Annotated in this window: 15 protein-coding genes, 2 rRNA genes and 1 pseudogene; 11 read left to right on the top strand and 7 right to left on the bottom strand. The window is 35.1% G+C overall.

Going from position 1 to position 18,051, the window contains the following annotated elements; all coding sequences use genetic code 11:
• The first annotated feature begins 54 nt into the window (after nucleotides 1-54).
• The 3 genes from rrf to OMHG_RS18825 all read left to right on the top strand — a co-directional run bounded on the left by rrf (nucleotide 55) and on the right by OMHG_RS18825 (nucleotide 1,830).
• Nucleotides 55-170, top strand: a 5S ribosomal RNA gene (gene rrf / locus OMHG_RS17385).
• Nucleotides 171-956: 786 nt separating this feature from the next.
• On the top strand, nucleotides 957-1,205 hold the full coding sequence (locus tag OMHG_RS18830) for a MerR family transcriptional regulator (protein ID WP_049887962.1): 249 nt from the start codon (nucleotides 957-959) through the stop codon (nucleotides 1,203-1,205).
• A 178-nt stretch (nucleotides 1,206-1,383) separates the two neighbouring features.
• Entirely contained in the window at nucleotides 1,384-1,830 is a 447-nt protein-coding gene (locus OMHG_RS18825; protein ID WP_049887961.1) for a hypothetical protein, read from the top strand.
• A gap of 184 nt (nucleotides 1,831-2,014) precedes the next feature.
• Here OMHG_RS18825 and OMHG_RS17375 read toward each other — a convergent pair whose 3' ends face one another.
• Entirely contained in the window at nucleotides 2,015-2,791 is a 777-nt protein-coding gene (locus tag OMHG_RS17375) for a hypothetical protein (RefSeq protein ID WP_010652250.1), read from the bottom strand.
• Nucleotides 2,792-3,177: 386 nt separating this feature from the next.
• On the opposite strand from OMHG_RS17375, the gene OMHG_RS17370 reads away from it, so the two are divergent.
• From OMHG_RS17370 to OMHG_RS17360, 3 genes are all read left to right on the top strand, one after another.
• Nucleotides 3,178-4,320, top strand: a complete 1,143-nt coding sequence (locus tag OMHG_RS17370) for a tyrosine-type recombinase/integrase (RefSeq protein WP_010652248.1) — start codon at nucleotides 3,178-3,180, stop codon at nucleotides 4,318-4,320.
• A gap of 64 nt (nucleotides 4,321-4,384) precedes the next feature.
• Nucleotides 4,385-6,523, top strand: coding sequence for a tyrosine-type recombinase/integrase (locus OMHG_RS17365; RefSeq protein ID WP_010652246.1), 2,139 nt, complete (start codon nucleotides 4,385-4,387; stop codon nucleotides 6,521-6,523).
• Nucleotides 6,510-6,905: a DUF6262 family protein gene (locus OMHG_RS17360; protein WP_010652245.1), complete on the top strand. Its 396-nt coding sequence runs from the start codon at nucleotides 6,510-6,512 to the stop codon at nucleotides 6,903-6,905. The genes OMHG_RS17365 and OMHG_RS17360 overlap by 14 nt, the downstream gene beginning before the upstream one ends.
• 207 nt (nucleotides 6,906-7,112) lie before the next feature.
• Here OMHG_RS17360 and OMHG_RS17355 read toward each other — a convergent pair whose 3' ends face one another.
• Together OMHG_RS17355 and OMHG_RS17350 are read right to left on the bottom strand one after the other, a co-directional pair.
• Nucleotides 7,113-7,583 (bottom strand): hypothetical protein, encoded by a 471-nt coding sequence (locus tag OMHG_RS17355; RefSeq protein WP_010652243.1) that lies wholly within the window; start codon nucleotides 7,581-7,583, stop codon nucleotides 7,113-7,115.
• 29 nt (nucleotides 7,584-7,612) lie between these two features.
• Nucleotides 7,613-8,623, bottom strand: a complete 1,011-nt coding sequence (locus tag OMHG_RS17350) for a DUF3231 family protein (protein ID WP_010652241.1) — start codon at nucleotides 8,621-8,623, stop codon at nucleotides 7,613-7,615.
• Nucleotides 8,624-8,921: 298 nt separating this feature from the next.
• Here OMHG_RS17350 and OMHG_RS17345 point away from each other — a divergent pair, with 298 nt between their 5' ends.
• On the top strand, nucleotides 8,922-9,917 hold the full coding sequence (locus OMHG_RS17345) for a zinc-dependent alcohol dehydrogenase family protein (protein WP_010652239.1): 996 nt from the start codon (nucleotides 8,922-8,924) through the stop codon (nucleotides 9,915-9,917).
• Nucleotides 9,918-10,361: 444 nt separating this feature from the next.
• Here the strand turns inward: OMHG_RS17345 and OMHG_RS17340 are convergent, their stop codons facing one another.
• The 4 genes from OMHG_RS17340 to OMHG_RS17325 form a co-directional block, all read right to left on the bottom strand.
• Nucleotides 10,362-11,708 (bottom strand): glucose-6-phosphate isomerase, encoded by a 1,347-nt coding sequence (locus OMHG_RS17340; protein WP_010652237.1) that lies wholly within the window; start codon nucleotides 11,706-11,708, stop codon nucleotides 10,362-10,364.
• Between the two features lie 55 nt (nucleotides 11,709-11,763).
• Nucleotides 11,764-12,657, bottom strand: coding sequence for a phosphogluconate dehydrogenase (NAD(+)-dependent, decarboxylating) (gene gnd / locus OMHG_RS17335; protein ID WP_010652234.1), 894 nt, complete (start codon nucleotides 12,655-12,657; stop codon nucleotides 11,764-11,766).
• A 62-nt stretch (nucleotides 12,658-12,719) separates the two neighbouring features.
• On the bottom strand, nucleotides 12,720-14,174 hold the full coding sequence (gene zwf, locus OMHG_RS17330; protein ID WP_010652226.1) for a glucose-6-phosphate dehydrogenase: 1,455 nt from the start codon (nucleotides 14,172-14,174) through the stop codon (nucleotides 12,720-12,722).
• 556 nt (nucleotides 14,175-14,730) lie between these two features.
• Nucleotides 14,731-15,093, bottom strand: a complete 363-nt coding sequence (locus OMHG_RS17325) for a winged helix-turn-helix transcriptional regulator (RefSeq protein WP_010652224.1) — start codon at nucleotides 15,091-15,093, stop codon at nucleotides 14,731-14,733.
• Nucleotides 15,094-15,283: 190 nt separating this feature from the next.
• Here OMHG_RS17325 and hxlA point away from each other — a divergent pair, with 190 nt between their 5' ends.
• The 4 genes and pseudogenes from hxlA to OMHG_RS17305 all read left to right on the top strand — a co-directional run.
• Nucleotides 15,284-15,925 (top strand): 3-hexulose-6-phosphate synthase, encoded by a 642-nt coding sequence (gene hxlA / locus OMHG_RS17320; RefSeq protein WP_010652222.1) that lies wholly within the window; start codon nucleotides 15,284-15,286, stop codon nucleotides 15,923-15,925.
• Between the two features lies 1 nt (nucleotide 15,926).
• Nucleotides 15,927-16,481, top strand: a complete 555-nt coding sequence (gene hxlB, locus OMHG_RS17315; protein ID WP_010652220.1) for a 6-phospho-3-hexuloisomerase — start codon at nucleotides 15,927-15,929, stop codon at nucleotides 16,479-16,481.
• Nucleotides 16,482-16,585: 104 nt separating this feature from the next.
• A pseudogene (locus OMHG_RS17310) lies at nucleotides 16,586-16,908 on the top strand (Gfo/Idh/MocA family protein); the annotation flags it as partial.
• A 1,035-nt stretch (nucleotides 16,909-17,943) separates the two neighbouring features.
• Nucleotides 17,944-18,051: ribosomal RNA gene (locus OMHG_RS17305) — 16S ribosomal RNA — on the top strand; the annotation flags it as partial.

Below are 18,051 nucleotides of genomic sequence, written 5' to 3'. Positions count from 1 at the left end.
AGGGTATAAATATAACGTGCGAACGTTCATTTAATACCTTTATAATGGTAGTTGTCTGGTAGTTATTGCGAAGAGGTCACACCTGTTCCCATGCCGAACACAGAAGTTAAGTTCTTCAGCGCCAATGGTAGTTGGGGCTTTGCCCCTGCAAGAGTAGGACGCCGCCAGGCAAACACGAAAACAGCTGATACATTTTGTATCAGCTGTTTTTTGATGTGGAAAGTTTATTATTGATTGTCTTTTAGAGATATTTCATAAGAATATTATAATGAAATTGGCTAATGTAAAAATATATCTAAAATTGATAGATGTTTTCCTAAGTGCTTATATCTTCCATATAAAAAATATATCTTTATAATCCTCAAAGTAATCCAATATTTGAATTTCTGAACAAACAATGCTATATCGCCCATTACGCTGACGTAGAAAGTATTATAATTCGATAATAGGAACCTGTTTTTTCTACTCAGTTGCAGCTTCATACATATCAACGGAAATTATAAGATTAAGCCACTCCGTACTAACTACAGTGTCATAAAACAAAATTGCAAACATGCCTATCGTTTGAACAAGGCAATCAGCAGAAAAGCAGCGGGATCCTATAACTACGAATGACTTGATGATCAACGGGAGTTTAATACAAAATATGGAAACATATGATACGCTTAGGTTATCTAAATTCACGATACAAACATTACTGCTTGTTCAACTAAAATAAGGTCAATCAATAATTTCTGGTTAACCTTATAATACGAACGGAGCAGAATAGTTAAACAAGGAAAGAATTGGACAAGTGATTAGATATTCAATGACTTACTTATTAATGTTTTAAAATGACAATGTTTTAAAATGAATTAATATAATGCTAGAAGTTATGCGAAACAAGAATGATTTATAAAAACCTATTGACTACTACCTTGGGTGTTAGCCTATGCTTTATTTGAGAGGTGATATTTATGTTAATTAATGAAGCAAGTAAGTTAACAAATTTGACTAAAAAAGCTATTGAGTATTACACAAAACAAAAATTGGTATTTCCCAATATTTTAGACAACGGATACCGTGATTTCAGCGATAATGATATAGAGTGTTTAAAAAAATTTATGTCTTTCGTAAACTTGGGCTTAGTACAGAGGAAATCAAGTCAGTGCTTGCCGATAAGACAAACAACACATTGCAAAAAATATCGGTTCAAAGAGAATTAACTATGAAGAGGGATCAAGAAAAAAAGCCATTCTTGGCCAACTGAATATTGACAAAAATTATTCTGAACTAAGTAAGGAACTGAAAGCTATTGAACAGAGTTCAACTGTAACAGAAAAGATATTAGAGGCTTTTCCAGGTTACTACGGTCGATTTATTTGCCTGCATTTTGCACGATTTTTGGATGAGCCGATTAAAACTTCAGTTCAGCAATCTGCTTATGAAGATATACTAGCTTTTCTGGATAATGCACCTTCATTGCAGTTAACTGAAGACTTACAATTGTTCTTAATGGAAAGCACAAAGCATATTAACACAGAAAATATTCATGACATGATAGAGAATACAAAGCAATCCATTGAAAATCCTGATAAATTCTTGTCAGAAAACAAGGAAGTTATCGAGCGATACTTAGCCCACAAGGAGTCCGAAGAATACAAAAATTCTCCCATCTATAAGATCCAAACAATTCTTAAAGAGTTTAATAATGTAAGTGGTTATGATGATGTATTCATTCCCGCAATGAAAAAATTAAGTATTTCTTATTCGGAGTATTGTACGCAGATTGAATTAGCAAACGAAAAATTATTTTTACAATATCCAGAAATAAATAAAATGAACAACTAAGTTAATAAAGTGATCTTACTTCTTTTGCTGAGTTGCTATATTAAGGTCAGCTTCACAATTTCTTTTTACAGAAGAGGGCCTTTACAATTTATAATTTTATATTGGAAGTTCTGTATCGTAGTATAGTCTTCTTCAACTAAAGCCGGTTAGTTGAAGTACGTCCACTCACAACCATTAGAGCATATTAATGCATGCTGTCATACGGTGTCTGTATATCACCTTGATTACTAATGGCTGTCACGCTGTGCCTTTCAACCTTATATGAGAATGTGGATGTGCCCGTTTCACTCCCGATTTTCCAGTGTTCCGTAAAGGTGACGATATATACTTCATCTCCAATTTCTTTTGCACTCGTTTCTCTAGTGATATGATAGCCTTCAAATTTGCTTTCCCATTTCCCTATAGACTTAGGGAAATCAGCTAGTAGCGATCCTTTACCGGAAGTTGCAAACTGAACTGCATCATCTTTAGTGAATGGGGGCATAGGCGTAGAGGTTAACTGCAAATAGGTCCAGCTTACCAATAGTATAGCCATTGGCATGATTAAAAATGGTTTTTCGCCCTTTCCCTTTACTTTCCTTTTAGATAACCATTTGTCAAAAACTCCATATACAATTGCAGCGTACATTCCATATAAGGCTGCAGTCCCATTTTGAAATAATACTCCATTAGCTAATCCAAATAATCCTAGAATTAATATATATAGCCAATCATATTGCTGAAACCATCTTTTTTGCAATGACTCAATTAGAATAGATACTAAATTTCCATAGAATAAGATAACCCCGCCAATGTACATGGCATAAACAAAGAACCAAGTGATGAATTGGTCCCCTATATTGTATTCAAATTCAAATCCGCCATTCAAATAGTAGAAAACGAACAGAAGTGAAAATAATGTTGTGGTAATAAAAGTAGTGGTTAATTTTCTTAAAAGAAGTGTTTTCGCTCCAGTTCCCATATGAATTTTACTCCTATCTTTAAGTCGTCCATCACTTTACGGATACTAAATTTATCTTGAACTTATTGAAAAGTAGATGCCTTATTTATTAATTCAACAAAAAAGGTGGTACTTTAAATTTAGATAATAATTTATAGGATAGTTAGTCCATTATGAAGGCTAATTATCCTTTTTATTTGCATAATTCATTAAATAAATAATAGTTGGTATTATCGTTCAGGTAGTATAATATGGAAATATAAATAAGAGCAATTGTTTTGTTGGTGGGCATAGCCTCGGTGCGAGGATAGCACTCCGCAGAACGTAGTTCGAGGACCTTAAAGAGACAATAATATCGGCAAACATTACAAGTAGAGGTCCCTTTATAGTTTCCGGGAGGGGATTTCATGAGAGTACAAGAAATATCTGTAGATAATAAAAAGGCATATCTCCTAATTGGTTCAAATGGATTACCAGTAGAACCTGTTGCAAAGTATATGAAATACTTATATAACAGAGAAAGTAGCAGCAACACTTTAAAGACCTATTGTACAGCCTTGAAATTTTACTTTACATACTTGGAACAAATAGGAATTGATTATAAGCAAGTGACCTTTGAGAAATTATCTAACTACGTTGCGTGGCTTAGAAATCCATACGAAAGCAACAATGTTGTTGCTCATAAACCAACAAAGGCTAAACGCAGTGAAAAAACAGTGAACAACTACCTTACGGTGGTGACATCCTTTTACGACTATCTATATAGAAATGATTTAGTTAACTCTGATATTGTAGAAAAACTCATGAAAAAGATGTTTGTAGGTGCTGGTGGAAATGGATATAAGGGTTTCTTACATCATGTGAATGAGGGCAACCCCCTCTCTAAAAATGTACTTAAATTAAATGAACCTAGAGACAGAGTAAAGGTATTTACAAAGGAACAAGTCGAGAAAATCTATCAAGCTACTACAAACATTAGGGATAAATTTCTGGTGCATTTGCTTTTCGAAAGTGGGTTACGCATTGGAGAAGTATTGTCCCTGTTTCTTGAAGACTTTCAGTTCGATGCCAAGAAAAGGAAGCACAAAATTCAACTGACATATAGAGGTGAAATGCCAAACGGGGGTAAGTTGAAGACTGGTGAACGGAGACTAGACATTTCCCAAGATCTCATGGATCTATATGACGATTATTTATACGAAGTGGTAGATGAGTACAATCCAGACCATAACTTTGTATTTGTAAAGGTTTGGGGGAAGAATGTTGGACAACCTCTAACCTATTCTGATGTTTATGCCACTTTTAAAGAGATAGAAAGAAAAACTGCCATACGTATTACCCCGCATATGTTCCGTCATACACATGGAACCATTTATTATCTTCAAACGAAAAACATCAAGATGGTACAAGAGCGTTTAGGTCATTCTCAAATACAAACAACGATAAACTTGTACGTCCATCCTTCCGAAGATGATATTCGTAAGGATTGGGAGAAAGCTTCTCATGCATTTGAGATTGGGCGGAGTAAAGAAACAAAGAGGAAGACTTAAAGTCAGACATCCTGATGAAGCTGTTTATTTTTAAACGAGATTAGCATATTTAGGAGGAATGTCATTGGATAAAATCATGCCAAGTAATTTAATCCAGAAAACTGAATATTGGAATTTAATAACGTCTACTCTCTCCTCTTACGAGGATAGGGTTATATTCGGTGATGGGGCGATAAAAAGAAAATTTGTGAAAGATGATTACTTTTTGATGAATGATGTTTGGAATGTAAACGACATAGGAAAAATCCCCAGATTTGGGGAAAAATTCAACAATTACAATGGAACAGGTAAAAATTTAAATTTCTCTACCGTTAAACATACCATAGGCTTAGAAATTAAATTTGTTTTCTACCACAAATTGTTTAGTGAGGATAGTTTTACTAGCCTATTTGTGGCAGGTAAAACTAATTTGAATAGATTAGCTCAATTTCTAAATGAAAAGTACCCTGACCTCCACTCTCTCCTTGTCCTAGATGTAGATAAAGCTGAAAAAGAGTGGATATGGTGGTTAGATAATAGGGGTATAAAAACAACAACAACAAAAATAAACCTCCAATACGGTGAATACAAATTCAATGCAACAGTAGCGAACTTCCTGCGTTCTATGTATGAGAAATTATTCAATCTAACAGATACTCGTGAAGAATGGGAAAAAGATAGATGGGATGTCAGGGTGTTAAACACCAATTATGGTGTAAAATACAATGCTACGGACACCATATATTATCTTAACTTCTTACATATTGATAACTTAGTTTTTAGGCGCTTTTTTAAAAAATATATTAAAACTAGATTATTAGGAGGAGGGAGATTTTCATGGGGAACTGCCCTATACTATATGAGAGCTCTTCCAAGGTTCTTTAACTTTATTAGTGAGCTAGAGCCTGAATGGAATGATTTGAACGGGCTAACAAGAGAGTATATTGAGAAATATTTAGAGCACCTTTATCATTATAAAAAAAATAATTCAAAACAGAAGAATTCAAATCTGAAGAAATTTATTAGTAGCAACCTGGAATGCACCTATATGTTCTTGAGAGATACCCAACGTTTTGATTACATTATTGCACCTGAGAAACCAACATCAAAACTACTTTATTCTGAGGATTATCCAAAGATTAATAAGAAATCGGATGATGATATTAATTACATTCCTGACTATGTATTAGAGCAATTGTTTAAAAACATTAACGACCTTCATCCAGATGTGCAACCTGTCGCTTTAGTGGCTTTCAAAACTGGATTACGCATAAGTGATGTATTAGGATTGACACAGGACTGTTTAATTCGATTAAATAGCAATTACTCTATTCGAACTGATATTGAAAAAACGTATGTAAAAGGGCATAAAATTCCAATTGATGAACAACTAGCAGATATGATTGCCATTTTGATACATAACAGCAAGGAACTCAGCAATGAAGATAACAATCCCGATAAATTGATATTCGTCCGTTACAGTGGTTTCCGTATGGGAAAACCCTTTTCACAAGCGTGGGTGCGAAACGAGCTAAACGAATTTGCAGTCAATAAAAATATTACGGATGAAATGGGGAATGTCTTTCACTTTAAAACACACCAATTTCGTCACACCTATGCGGTAAAGATGTTAAATGGTGGAGCTGATATTTTAACAGTACAGGAATTATTAGCTCACGCATCACCAGAAATGACCATGCGATACGCCCGTTTATTGGATGACACAAAAAGAAAAGAATTTGAGAAAGCTATTAAACAAGGTGTTTTTACCTTCGACTTTAATGGAGAAATCCATCAAGTACAAGAAACCGAAGATATTCCTGAGGATATTTTAGATATGATGTGGAAAGACGAGAAGTTAAACGCATTAGACAACCCTTATGGGACTTGTCGTGCCAGAGTAAATGGAAACTGTCCATTGGCAGCAGAACCTCCTTGTCTCACAGCGAACGATGGAAAGCCTTGTTTTGATTTAGCTGTTGGTATGGATAGTTTTGATGTAAAGAAGTATGAACTACTCATTGAGTCTGTAACTAAGAACATTCAAGTCGCAAAAGAATATGGTCGAGATGAAATGGTTAAAGCAAATGAAAAGAATTTAGAAAGATACCAAAACATTTACGAAACAATCAAAAACGGAAATGTCATTTTTGGACGTTTTGACCGAATGAAAAGACAATTAGAACGTAAGAAAAAGAAAGGTGTAAAACATGGCTCAATTTAACCGTGAGGAGCAATTAAGGAAGCTACATGAAGAGAGGAAGCGAAAAACCAAGGATAAGGTTGAGGAAGCTATTAAACGTCTTAACAAAAGTTCTGCGGCTATAAACTTCAACAGTGTTGCGAAAGAAGCTGACATCTCGAAAGCTACGCTTTACAACCACCCAGATCTTAAAGAGCGTATAAATTTCTTGCGAAATCAACAAGAAAAAGTCTTTGTGGCTAATAGAGTAAAACGTGATGAGAACAATCAAAACGCTATAATTACTTCCCTCAAAAGAAGGATTGAAAAGTTAGAGAAAAAGAATAAAGAACTCGAAATGGAAAATGAGCGATTACGTAAGAAAGAAAATGAAAAGCTTACTGATTACTTTATGAATATATAATCCTTCTTCAACTGGCAGGTTAGTTTAGGAATTGACTTTAGCTCTTATTAAACAATCGGGACATTATTGTCTAAGATCGTTACATAATAATTCAAATTTATTTTATAAGAGACAAACAAAGAGACCATGTTTAATAAGGTCTCTTGTGTATATTTATTCTCTAATAAACATTATGTGATGTACAGGAGAGGTAACCACAAAATTCCGTTAAGTATTAGATTTACGGGAGTAATTATTTATCAATTTTGTTAATAGTAATCCGATTACTATTCCTGGTACTACGGACAACATGGGTAACCATATGGGGCCGAATAATATTCCCATTATCTTGAAGGAAGTCGAAAAAATTAGCCCAATTGTAACAAAATAGGCTGAAAATACAAACGGCAAAAAGGTAAATGGTGATTTACCACCACCAGCATCTTTATAAGCATCCCATATCGCAAAAAAGTACAGGCAGGGGTAAAACATTAGCCAGGGATAATTCGTTTGTTGAATGGCTTCTTCAATCTGTCCATGAAAACTCAATAAGATGATTTGGTTAAAGTTTCCCTGTACATTAATCAGAACCTCTAAAAAAATCAATACAATCCCTTTGATATATTTCCCGTTTAATAATTGACCAAATCCAGGTAATGCTATGCTCCACATTAGTTTTTCAAATGGATTCTTATTCATTTAATCATACCCCAGAATGAATGTTTCTATTATTTTTCTTTTGAAATTTCCTTTCTATTTGGAGCAAGTGGTGGTTGTTCTAACCATTTATTTTTCACCATAATATTAAACCATTTTTTTGTTACCATTAAATTTTTTAGAATGATGCCTTCATAAGTTGTTACAAGGTCAGTTCGCATTGCCGATGCTAATCCTGTCCCCTGATAAACCTGTGCAGTTTGGAACAAGAAACCGATATGATATAACATTAATTTATCGGAAAACGGAGAATCCGTTGAAGCTGTTACCTCCGTTTCCATTGACTTTGGAACTGGTAAATTGTCCTTGTGCATGATTTTTGAAAGCGACTGTACTTGACTATCAGACGTGTTCTCCGTATCCTCTAAAAACTTTCTTACTTCTTTTGATTGACTGACCTGACTAAATCCAATAGAAAGAGCTTTAGCCATAACACTTTTTTTAAGGTTGAAAGAAATAAATATGATTTCAGTAGCAGCTAAACGTCTTCCTTTCCCTAAAAGTCCATCCTTAAAATCTTGGCTAGAAACAAATTCCGGGTTTTTAGCAGGATAAAATAAAGGGTCTCTCTGAAAAATTCCTTTTTCAAGCATTAACTCTATTGTTTGATGATACATCCTTTTTGCGTCATTATCACATGAATCGTAAAAATCCCGTAAGTCCTTTCTAACAGAAACACTTAATGAAGCTGTATGTCCTAACAAACCATGTAAAGTCATGATGTGTAAATAATTTAAACAAAATATGTCAGTGAATAATCTCTCGGAACCTTTATTCAGATCAGATTCAGTAAATCCTATCGGAACTGGGAATCCGTCATTCTCCATAAAAGTTGCTATTTGTTTCTTTTGTTTTTCAAATGTCTTGATAGCATCATCAAAAATGGCTTTTATTGACTCATCTTCAATTATAGAGAACATGTATCTATTTACTATATCTGTCATTGTTCCATTTACATACTCCCCCCATAGTGATCCTATTTCGGAAGATGTGAGCTTTAATTTATTTTTGTCCTTATCCATATTTTCACCTCTTTAGTACTATTTACTACTTCAACAAAAAATATGAGTTTTTATTGTGTTTGCGAAGTGGCTTTAGTACGAAAGGGTGTTTTTCTGGAATAACAGGAAAGCCAATACATAACAATACTATCTTAAGCAATCTGGTGCGATCTTCTAAGAAGGAGAAGCACCTTTTTTATCAAATTTATAATAGGGGCAGTTTAGCGCAATAACACTATTTAATATCAATTCGGTAAAAACAAATGTAATATTAAGAATAATAAATATGTTATTTTTTAATATTAGAGGAGTGATTTATTTGAAGGCACAAGTTATCCGTTCTTTTGGAGAGGCATCTGTTTTTCAATTAGAAGAGATTCCTGTTCCAGAAGTGAAACCAATGAATATTTTAATTCAAGTAAAGGCTACAAGTTTAAATCCCCTTGATACAAAAATACGCAGTGGAGTTTTTGCTAAACTAGCTCCTGAATTTCCAGCTGTTTTACATGGAGATGTAGCTGGTATTATAGCAGAAGTGGGGGAAGGGGTTACTGATTTTAAAGTTGGCGATGAAGTATACGGTTTTGCGGGTGGTGTTAAAGGTACTGGTGGCGCTTTAGCAGAATATATGTTGGCGGATGCTCGATTACTTGCTCATAAGCCAAAAAATTTATCATTTTCAGAAGCAGCTGCCTTACCAGTTATCGCAATCACTGCTTGGGAAGCTCTAGTTAAACGCGCCAACATTGGAGCAGAAGATGAGATTCTAATTCATGGTGGCGCAGGTGGAGTAGGGCATGTTGCTATTCAGTTGGCAAAATCGCTCGGTGCAAAGGTATATACAACCGTCTCTTCACCAGAAAAAGCTCAAATTGCGGAAGAGTTTGGAGCCGATGTTGTCATCAATTATAAAGAAATGTCCGTACAAGACTATGTGAATAGGTATACGGATGGTAAAGGGTTTAAATATATTTTCGATACCATCGACCGTAAAAATCTTGAGAATTCGGTTGAGGCAGCTTCTTTATATGGAACGATTGTGGCGATTGCTGTAAGTCAAGACTATAACTTAAGTCCATTTCTTTTAAAATCATTGAATTTCCATGTTGTATTCACAAAGATTCCTATTCTTCATGAAGAATTCCGTCATATAAACGGTGATGTATTGAAGAATATTACACCTGTTATTGAGGAAGGAAAACTTCGACCATTACTTGCTCAAAGGCAATTTACCTTTGACGAAATAGCCCAAGCCCATGAATATTATGAAGCTAATAAAGCAGTTGGTAAAATTGTTTTAGTAAACAATTGGTGAAATTAAAAGTGACATTAAGAATATGTAAAAAAGGCGGTCTTTCAGTTTTAATTATTGTGTAGTTAGAAGAGATTGTGAATGTTTCTACTTAAACAAACTGGTGCATTAGCAAAAGAAGTGATATCGGGGTAAATGGCGGAAGAGTTGAATATGGGGGTATTAAAATGAGCGAAGACTTTTTTATAAAAACCAAACTTAAATCTGCTGAAAAATAATCCATTTTGATCAATCTTTTTTCAAAATGGATTATTTCTATTTGCAGCAAAATGTGGGTTCAAAAGATGTTTTTGATCAAACTTTATTTCAAACCTACACTAAATTAATCTTAAAAGGCAAAAAACGGAAGCTTTCAGGTAGCTTCCGTAACAATCCATCATCAAAGTGTAGTAATGGCTAGCACTTTATTGTTGAAGATTAATTTTTATATAAACTTTTACTATAAAATTATTTGTTCGATAAAGAAAGACGTTCCATGATGGCCATTTTCTCTGATTCATAACCTGGTTTACCAAGTAAAGCAAACATATTCTTTTTATATGCTTCTACTCCCGGCTGATCAAATGGATTAACGCCTAATAGATGGCCACTAATCCCACAGGCCTTCTCGAAAAAGTAAACCAATTCACCATATGTGTGCTCATTCATTTCATCAAGCTCAACCACTAAATTGGGTACCTCTCCATCAACATGAGCCAACAAAGTCCCTTGAAATGCACTTTTGTTGACCTCATCCATTGTTTTTCCCGCAAGGTAGTTTAATCCATCAAGATTGTCTGAATCCTCTTGAATAGTCATATCAATTTTAGGCTTTTTAATTTGTATAACTGTTTCTAGCAGGTTTCGTCTACCTTCCTGCACATATTGTCCCATTGAATGTAAATCCGTTGAAAAGTCGACTGAAGCAGGGAACAGGCCTTTTTGATCTTTTCCTTCACTTTCTCCAAATAGTTGTTTCCACCATTCAGATATATAGTGAAAAGATGGCTCATAATTCACCAGTAGTTCAATTACTTTTCCTTTATTGTAGAGTGCATTTCTTACTGCAGCATATTGGTAGCATTCATTGGTCATTAATTCAGGATTATTGTAATTACGCGCAGCCGATGCAGCACCTGCCATCATTTGATCAATATCTAGACCAGCAACAGCTATAGGTAAGAGACCTACTGCTGTTAAGACAGAATACCTTCCACCTATATCATCTGGAATAACAAATGTTTCATATCCTTCTGCGTCAGCCAGTTTTTTTAATGCACCTTTTTCCTGATCAGTAGTGGCAAAAATACGTGTTCTTGCCCCTTCCTTTCCATACTTTTTTTCTAAATAGTCACGAAAGATACGGAAGGCTAAGGCAGGCTCTGTTGTTGTTCCTGATTTAGAAATAACATTAACCGAAATATCTTTTCCTTCTAATAGCTCCAATAAATGCATGAGATAAGTGGAACTGATATTGTTCCCAGCAAAATAAACTTGTGTCTTATCGTTTATTTGATTATGAAAAGTATGGGACAAAGCTTCAATTGCCGATTTTGCCCCTAAATAAGAACCACCAATGCCAATAACAATTAAAGCATCTGATTGATTTTGTATCCTTTTGGCAGCCTGTTTAATACGCGAAAACTCTTCTTTATTATAGGCATGGGGTAAATCAACCCATCCAAGAAAATCAGAACCAAGACCTTGCTTTTCATGAAGCATATCATGTGCTACTTTTACAAATTCACTTAATCCTTCTATTTCACTCTTTTTCATAAATGGCAAAGCGTTCGTATAATCAAACGAAATAGTCATATTTTATATTTCCTCCTGCATCGTATTTTTGGTTACTCTTATCTATTCTGGTAAGTCAACTTTTTTCCACAGCATGCCCGCCAAATTCATGTCGCAAAGCAGATACTACTTTACCTGTAAACGTATCATTGTCTAAGGATCGGTAGCGCATTAGTAATGACATAGCAATCACAGGTGTGGCAGCTTGTAAATCCAAAGCCGTTTCAAGCGTCCATTTCCCTTCACCAGATGAGTGCATAATTCCTTTAATTCCATCCAATTTAGCGTCTTTGGAAAATGCATTCTCTGTTAACTCCATCAGCCAAGAACGAATAACGGAACCATGATTCCAAACCCGTGCTACTTTTTCGTAATCAAACTCAAATTGACTTTTTTCTAATACCTCGAAACCTTCTCCAATTGCGGCCATCGTTCCATACTCTATTCCATTGTGAACCATCTTTAAGAAATGACCACTACCTGCTTGTCCTGCATATAAATAACCGTTTTCTACAGCTGTATCTCTAAAAATGGGCTCCACGATATCCCATGTTTCAGGATCTCCACCAATCATATAACACGCCCCGTTACGAGCGCCTTCCATACCACCAGATGTTCCAGCATCCATAAAACGTAGCCCTACTTCTTTTAGTTGGTTATACCGGCGAATAGAGTCCTTATAGTGAGAGTTGCCTGCATCAATAAGAATATCTCCCTCACTTAACATTGGAGTAAGCTCAGTAATAACAGAATCAACCACAGAATGAGGGACCATCAACCACAGAACACGTGGTTTTTCTAATGCCTGAACAAGATCTTTTAGATTAGATACCCCATTGGTTCCGTATTTTTTTATTTCTTCAATAGCACTTATATTTAGGTCAAATGCGACTACCTCGTGATTATGGTCCATTAAATTTTTCCCTAAGTTTAATCCCATTTTTCCTAATCCAATTAATCCAACTTTCATATGTTGTTCCTCCCAAAATCTTTATTACTTCCTTTAATTTTTTTATGAAATTTGTGATGAATTTACCACCATTTATAGCCATCTTCTTCTAATAATTGATGAGCAGCCTCTGGTCCCATTGATCCTGATGAATAGGCGTGAAGAGGAACTCTTTTTTCTTTAAATGCCTCTAAAATAGGTTCTACCCATTTCCAAGATAATTCTACCTCGTTCCAATGAGCAAAAAATGTTGTATCTCCTACGAGAGCATCAAATAACAATAGTTCATACGCTTCAGGTACATCTTGATTACTCTCAGAAAAGTCTACTATGATAGGTTCCATTTTTCCGTTTACTGGATCTTTACTATTTAATCGCAATGATACACCTTCATTTGGATTGATCGTTATCGTTAATAGATTTGGTTCCATCTGGTCCATTTCAGAAGTATATGAATCCCTTAAAGGATTTTTAAATTCAATGACAATCTTTGTTTCCTTTTCCGTCATTCTTTTTCCAGTGCGAAAATAAAAAGGGACCCCATCCCAGAAGGAATTATCAATCCATAGACGCGCCGCAATAAATGTATCACTTTGAGAAGAAGCATCCACACCAGGCTCTTCTCTATATGCAGCTACAGAATTGCCGTTTATTTCTCCTGACCCATATTGCCCCCTGACAACGTGTACACCTACAGTGTCCGTTTGTAAAGGACGCAAAGATTCCAAGACTTTTCTTTTCTCATTGCGAATTCCATTTGTGGTAATCCGTTTAGGCAAATGCATGGCTGTCATCATTAACAGCTGTAGCATGTGATTTTGAACCATATCACGAATGGCTCCTGCTTTGTCATAATAACTGGCTCTTTCTTCAACACCAACAATTTCACTTGCCGTTATTTGGACATTGGCAATAAATCGATTGTTCCATAATGATTGCAAGACAGGATTAGCAAAAGCCAATGCTTCAATGTTCTGCACCATTGGTTTCCCTAGATAATGGTCGATTCGATATATTTCATCTTCTTCAAAAGCTTTGCTGAGCTTTTTGTTTAATTCTTGGGCCGATTTTAAATCATGTCCAAATGGTTTCTCGATAATCAATCGTTTCCATCCATTTGTTGTGCCCAAATCACTATTCATGATATTTATAGCAATCACGTCAAAAAACTCGGGAGCGACGGATAAATAGAACATTCGATTTTCTTCCATATTCTGGTCTCTTTCATTTTGTTGAACAAGTTCCAATAACTTCATATAGCCTTCAGTTTGGGTAAAATCAAACTGACAATAACGAAATGCCTTGACGAACTCTTCTTTTTTAGATTTATCATTAATCAAATGTCTAGAAAATGTATACAAGGAATCGATTACGCTGGATTGAAATCCAACATCGGAAAATTCAGCAATTCCTACACCAATAACTGAAAAAGACTTTGGTAATTTTTGATTCCGATATAAATTAAACAAGGCAGGATAGATTTTTCTTTTAGCTAAATCCCCTGTTGCCCCAAATAATACAAACGTCATAGAATCCAATTGGAATTCCTCACTTTCTTAAGCTCGTTCTAATCAAATAAATACAAGTATTATTATTACCCTATTTTTACATGGGTATTTTGTTTATTTCTTCCTGTATAGGAACAAATTTTAATTTTACTTAAATGGCTATATCCACATGTTGGACATTGTTTATTATTGTGAGTAAATGTTAAACATCTTTCACAAACACAATGATTTTTCTCTTTGAGATTTTCCATTAGAAAAACTCCCCTTTCGTACTATCAATTTGCTAACGAAGATTTGCATCGCTTTGCTAAAACAGTATACTACGTATATTTCATTCTTGGATAGTACGCACTTTATTTGCATATAGTGATATTTGAATAATATAGTGTAAAAAATGATACTATATAAAAGTAAAAAGCCTTGAACAGAGAATATGTAAAAATCACTGTACAAGGCTTTTTAATATTTTTATATTAGACAAGGTGTTGTTTCTACTTTTTACATATACAGTAAAAAAAACACGGTTAATAATAGCTAACCGTGGTAAGTTATGATTGTCTTACAATACGAAAAGAAACTTTTACTACTAAATGGCTGATTGATCATGAGTTTCTTTTTCCAATACATTTTCAATATAATCTTTACCCCATTCATACATAGCGTTTAAAATCGGCATGAGGCTTTTTCCATGTTCAGTCAATGAATATTCAACTTTCGGCGGGACGACAGGATAAACTTCTCGGTGTACGATTAAATGATCTTCAAGTTCGCGTAATTGGTTGACAAGCATTCTTTGGGTAATACCCGGAATAAGGGCCTTTAATTCACCAAATCGTTTCGTTCCTTCCTTGCCCAGATGCCACAATATCAACATTTTCCACTTACCGCCAATTACTCCAAGCGTTAATTCTTTTTCACAGTTAAAACTTTTCTCTCCTAAATTAGGCATTCATATCACTTATCCTTTTTTTGATAGTATACTTTTTAGCACTATATATATTAAAAATGCGTACTTTTAATATGGTAACATATTGAGTATACTAAAAAAGTGCTAGTGAGTAAATATCTTTTGAAAAGGGTATATCTATAATGGCAGCCACTTAGCACAATATAAAACATTCTATAAGGAGCGAGTAAAAATGAAATTACAGTTAGCTTTAGACCTAGTCAACATTCCAGAAGCCATCGAATTGGTAAAAGAAGTAGAAGAACATATTGATATTGTCGAAATAGGGACACCGATTATTAATATAGAAGGACATAAAGCAGTACAAGCAATCAAAACAGCATTCCCTAACTTAGAGGTTTTAGCAGATATTAAAATCATGGACGCTGCAGGTTATGAAGTGGCAAATGCGTCTCAAGCTGGCGCTGATATTATCACTATTCTTGGTCAAGCCGAAGATGCTTCCATCAAAGGTGCTGTTGAAGAAGCAAAAAAACAAGGAAAACAAATCCTCGTAGATATGATCGCTGTAAAAGATATCCAAACGCGTGCAAAAGAGCTTGATGAATTAGGCGCTGACTACATTTGCGTGCATACAGGCTATGATTTGCAAGCAGAAGGTAAAGATTCATTCGAAGATTTACGTAGCATAAAAAGCGTTGTAAAAAATGCAAAAATAGCAATTGCTGGTGGAATTAAGCTTGAAACCTTACCTGAGGTCATTAAAGCACAACCAGATCTCATCATCGTTGGTGGTGGAATCACAGGCAAAGAAAACAAAAAAGAAGTCGCTGCACAAATGCAACAACTTATTAAAGCAGGCGTGACCGCATAATATGCAAACAATTACTTATACAAAGGGAATACTTGCCGAGCTTAGTCGTACAATCGAACGTATGGATGATACGGAAGCAGAAAAACTGGTAGATGGAATGCAGCGTGCAAATAAAATTTTTGTTGCAGGGAGTGGCCGCTCCGGTTTAATGGCGAAAGCATTTGCCATGCGCATGATGCATGTTGGACTTGATCCATATGTCGTCGGCGAAACCATTACACCTAATCTGGAAGCCGATGATATGCTAATCATTGGCTCTGGCTCAGGAGAAACCAAAAGCCTGCTATCCATGACAGAAAAAGCCAATAGCATAGGTGCAACCATTGCGCTGGTGACCACCAATCCTACTTCGGCCATAGCTCAATTAGCAGCTATCACGATTGAAATTCCAGCCCAAGCAAAAGCAGAGGGCACGAGTGGGAAATCCATTCAACCAATGGGATCTCTATTTGAGCAAACGATGTTGTTATTTTATGATGCCTTAATCCTGCGTTTTATGGAGAATAAAGGCTTAGATTCAAATAAAATGTATGGTAAACATGCCAATCTTGAATAAAATTAACCCATAATATAAAGACATAAAGACCGCATATATTTTTTTGATGAATTTGCGGTCTTTCTTGTCTATCAAAATTCGTTTTATAAAATGAAGTCAGATAAATGGTTCAATTCGGCATAATGGGTACTAATTGGATAACAGGTAGATTCCTTGAGGCAGCTAAAATGGTGTAAGGCGCGCACAAGGGAAAGGGCTGAAGAATCTGCAAACCAATATAATGTATCAAAACGATTTACAAATCTAAATGAAATGGCTGCCAGTAGCGATTTGGACGCCGTTTATATTGCTTCCCCCAATTCATTTCACGCTGAACTAGCGATTCTTTTTTTTACAAAACGGAAAACATGTTTTATGCGGAAAAAATCATCATGTATTAATAATGGAAGCAATGAAATCGACACTGCAACCGAACTTTAAGGTCATTCCTTTTTCATTTAGCGTGTACGATTTTTCAAACAATTAATTTGTGAAATATTTTACTAATACTATTTGGTGCGTTAGTTGAAGAAGATAACCACACATATTAGACATATCTAATATGTGTGGTCCTTTTAATATCAACTGTTTTATCTCCTTAATCTAAATATAAGAGTCTCCTTCTTTTATCGTTCTTCCGAATATTTACGAGAATCATCTAGTCGTTTCCTTTGCAACTGACTTCGCAAGTACCGAACTCAGCTGCATAATTAGCAATTCTGGATTTTTGGCTGAATCTTCATTGATTGCTGTTCCCAGAGTTAACTTCTCGGGGATATCAAATAATACAAAGGGAATAGTAAGTGATGTATTCCTCCAAATAAGGGTGCTATGAGGATAAGAAGTAATTGGTGGAGAGGGAAATACATGTAGCATCCTTGAAATTGAATATCGCAATTCTGTTTGCGCCGCAACGTTGACGCAGCGCTCCCAAGACTAGAGGAGAACGAATTGAATTTTCGAAATGAAAACCTGCCATTCCTGTTTCAGTAGTCTATAGGTGGTTTGTCTAAAACAACAGGCTTTAGAGAACATCTATAGCAGAAGCTAAGTAATTCTTAAGTTATATCAAAAAAACTTATTGACTTTTATCTTTGAAGGTAGTAATATATTTTTTGTCGCAAAAAAACTGTTAAGTTTAAAAAGGTTTCTTGCACAATAATTCATATCTCAATAAAGTCAATAAAGATATTGACAATCACTTTTAGAAGTGATAAGATATAAAAGTTGTCACAAGGAAACAATGTTTCAAACTTATAAAAGTTTTTGTTGACAACATGAATCAATACATGTTATACTTTAAAAGTTGCTTATCACAAGCGACTAACAAATTTGCTCTTTGAAAACTGAACAAAACAACCAGTATGTCAACCAAAAAGAAACTTGTTTCTTTTTGAAATAACTCATTAAGTTTCACTTATTGAGAAAGCAAGAAGCTAAGAACACAAATGGAATCGACCGGTGTCGATTCTATTCAAACACTTTTATGGAGAGTTTGATCTTGGCTCAGGACGAACGCTGGCGGCGTGCCTAATACATGCAAGTCGAGCGCGGGAAGCAAGCTGATCCTTTCGGGGTGACGCTTGTGGAA

The organism is Oceanobacillus massiliensis str. N'diop (assembly GCF_000285495.1).
GTDB classification, from domain to species: Bacteria; Bacillota; Bacilli; order Bacillales; family Amphibacillaceae; genus Oceanobacillus; species Oceanobacillus massiliensis.
Note: the sequence above shows the minus strand (reverse complement) of the source record. Positions and strands in the feature narration are given on the sequence as shown.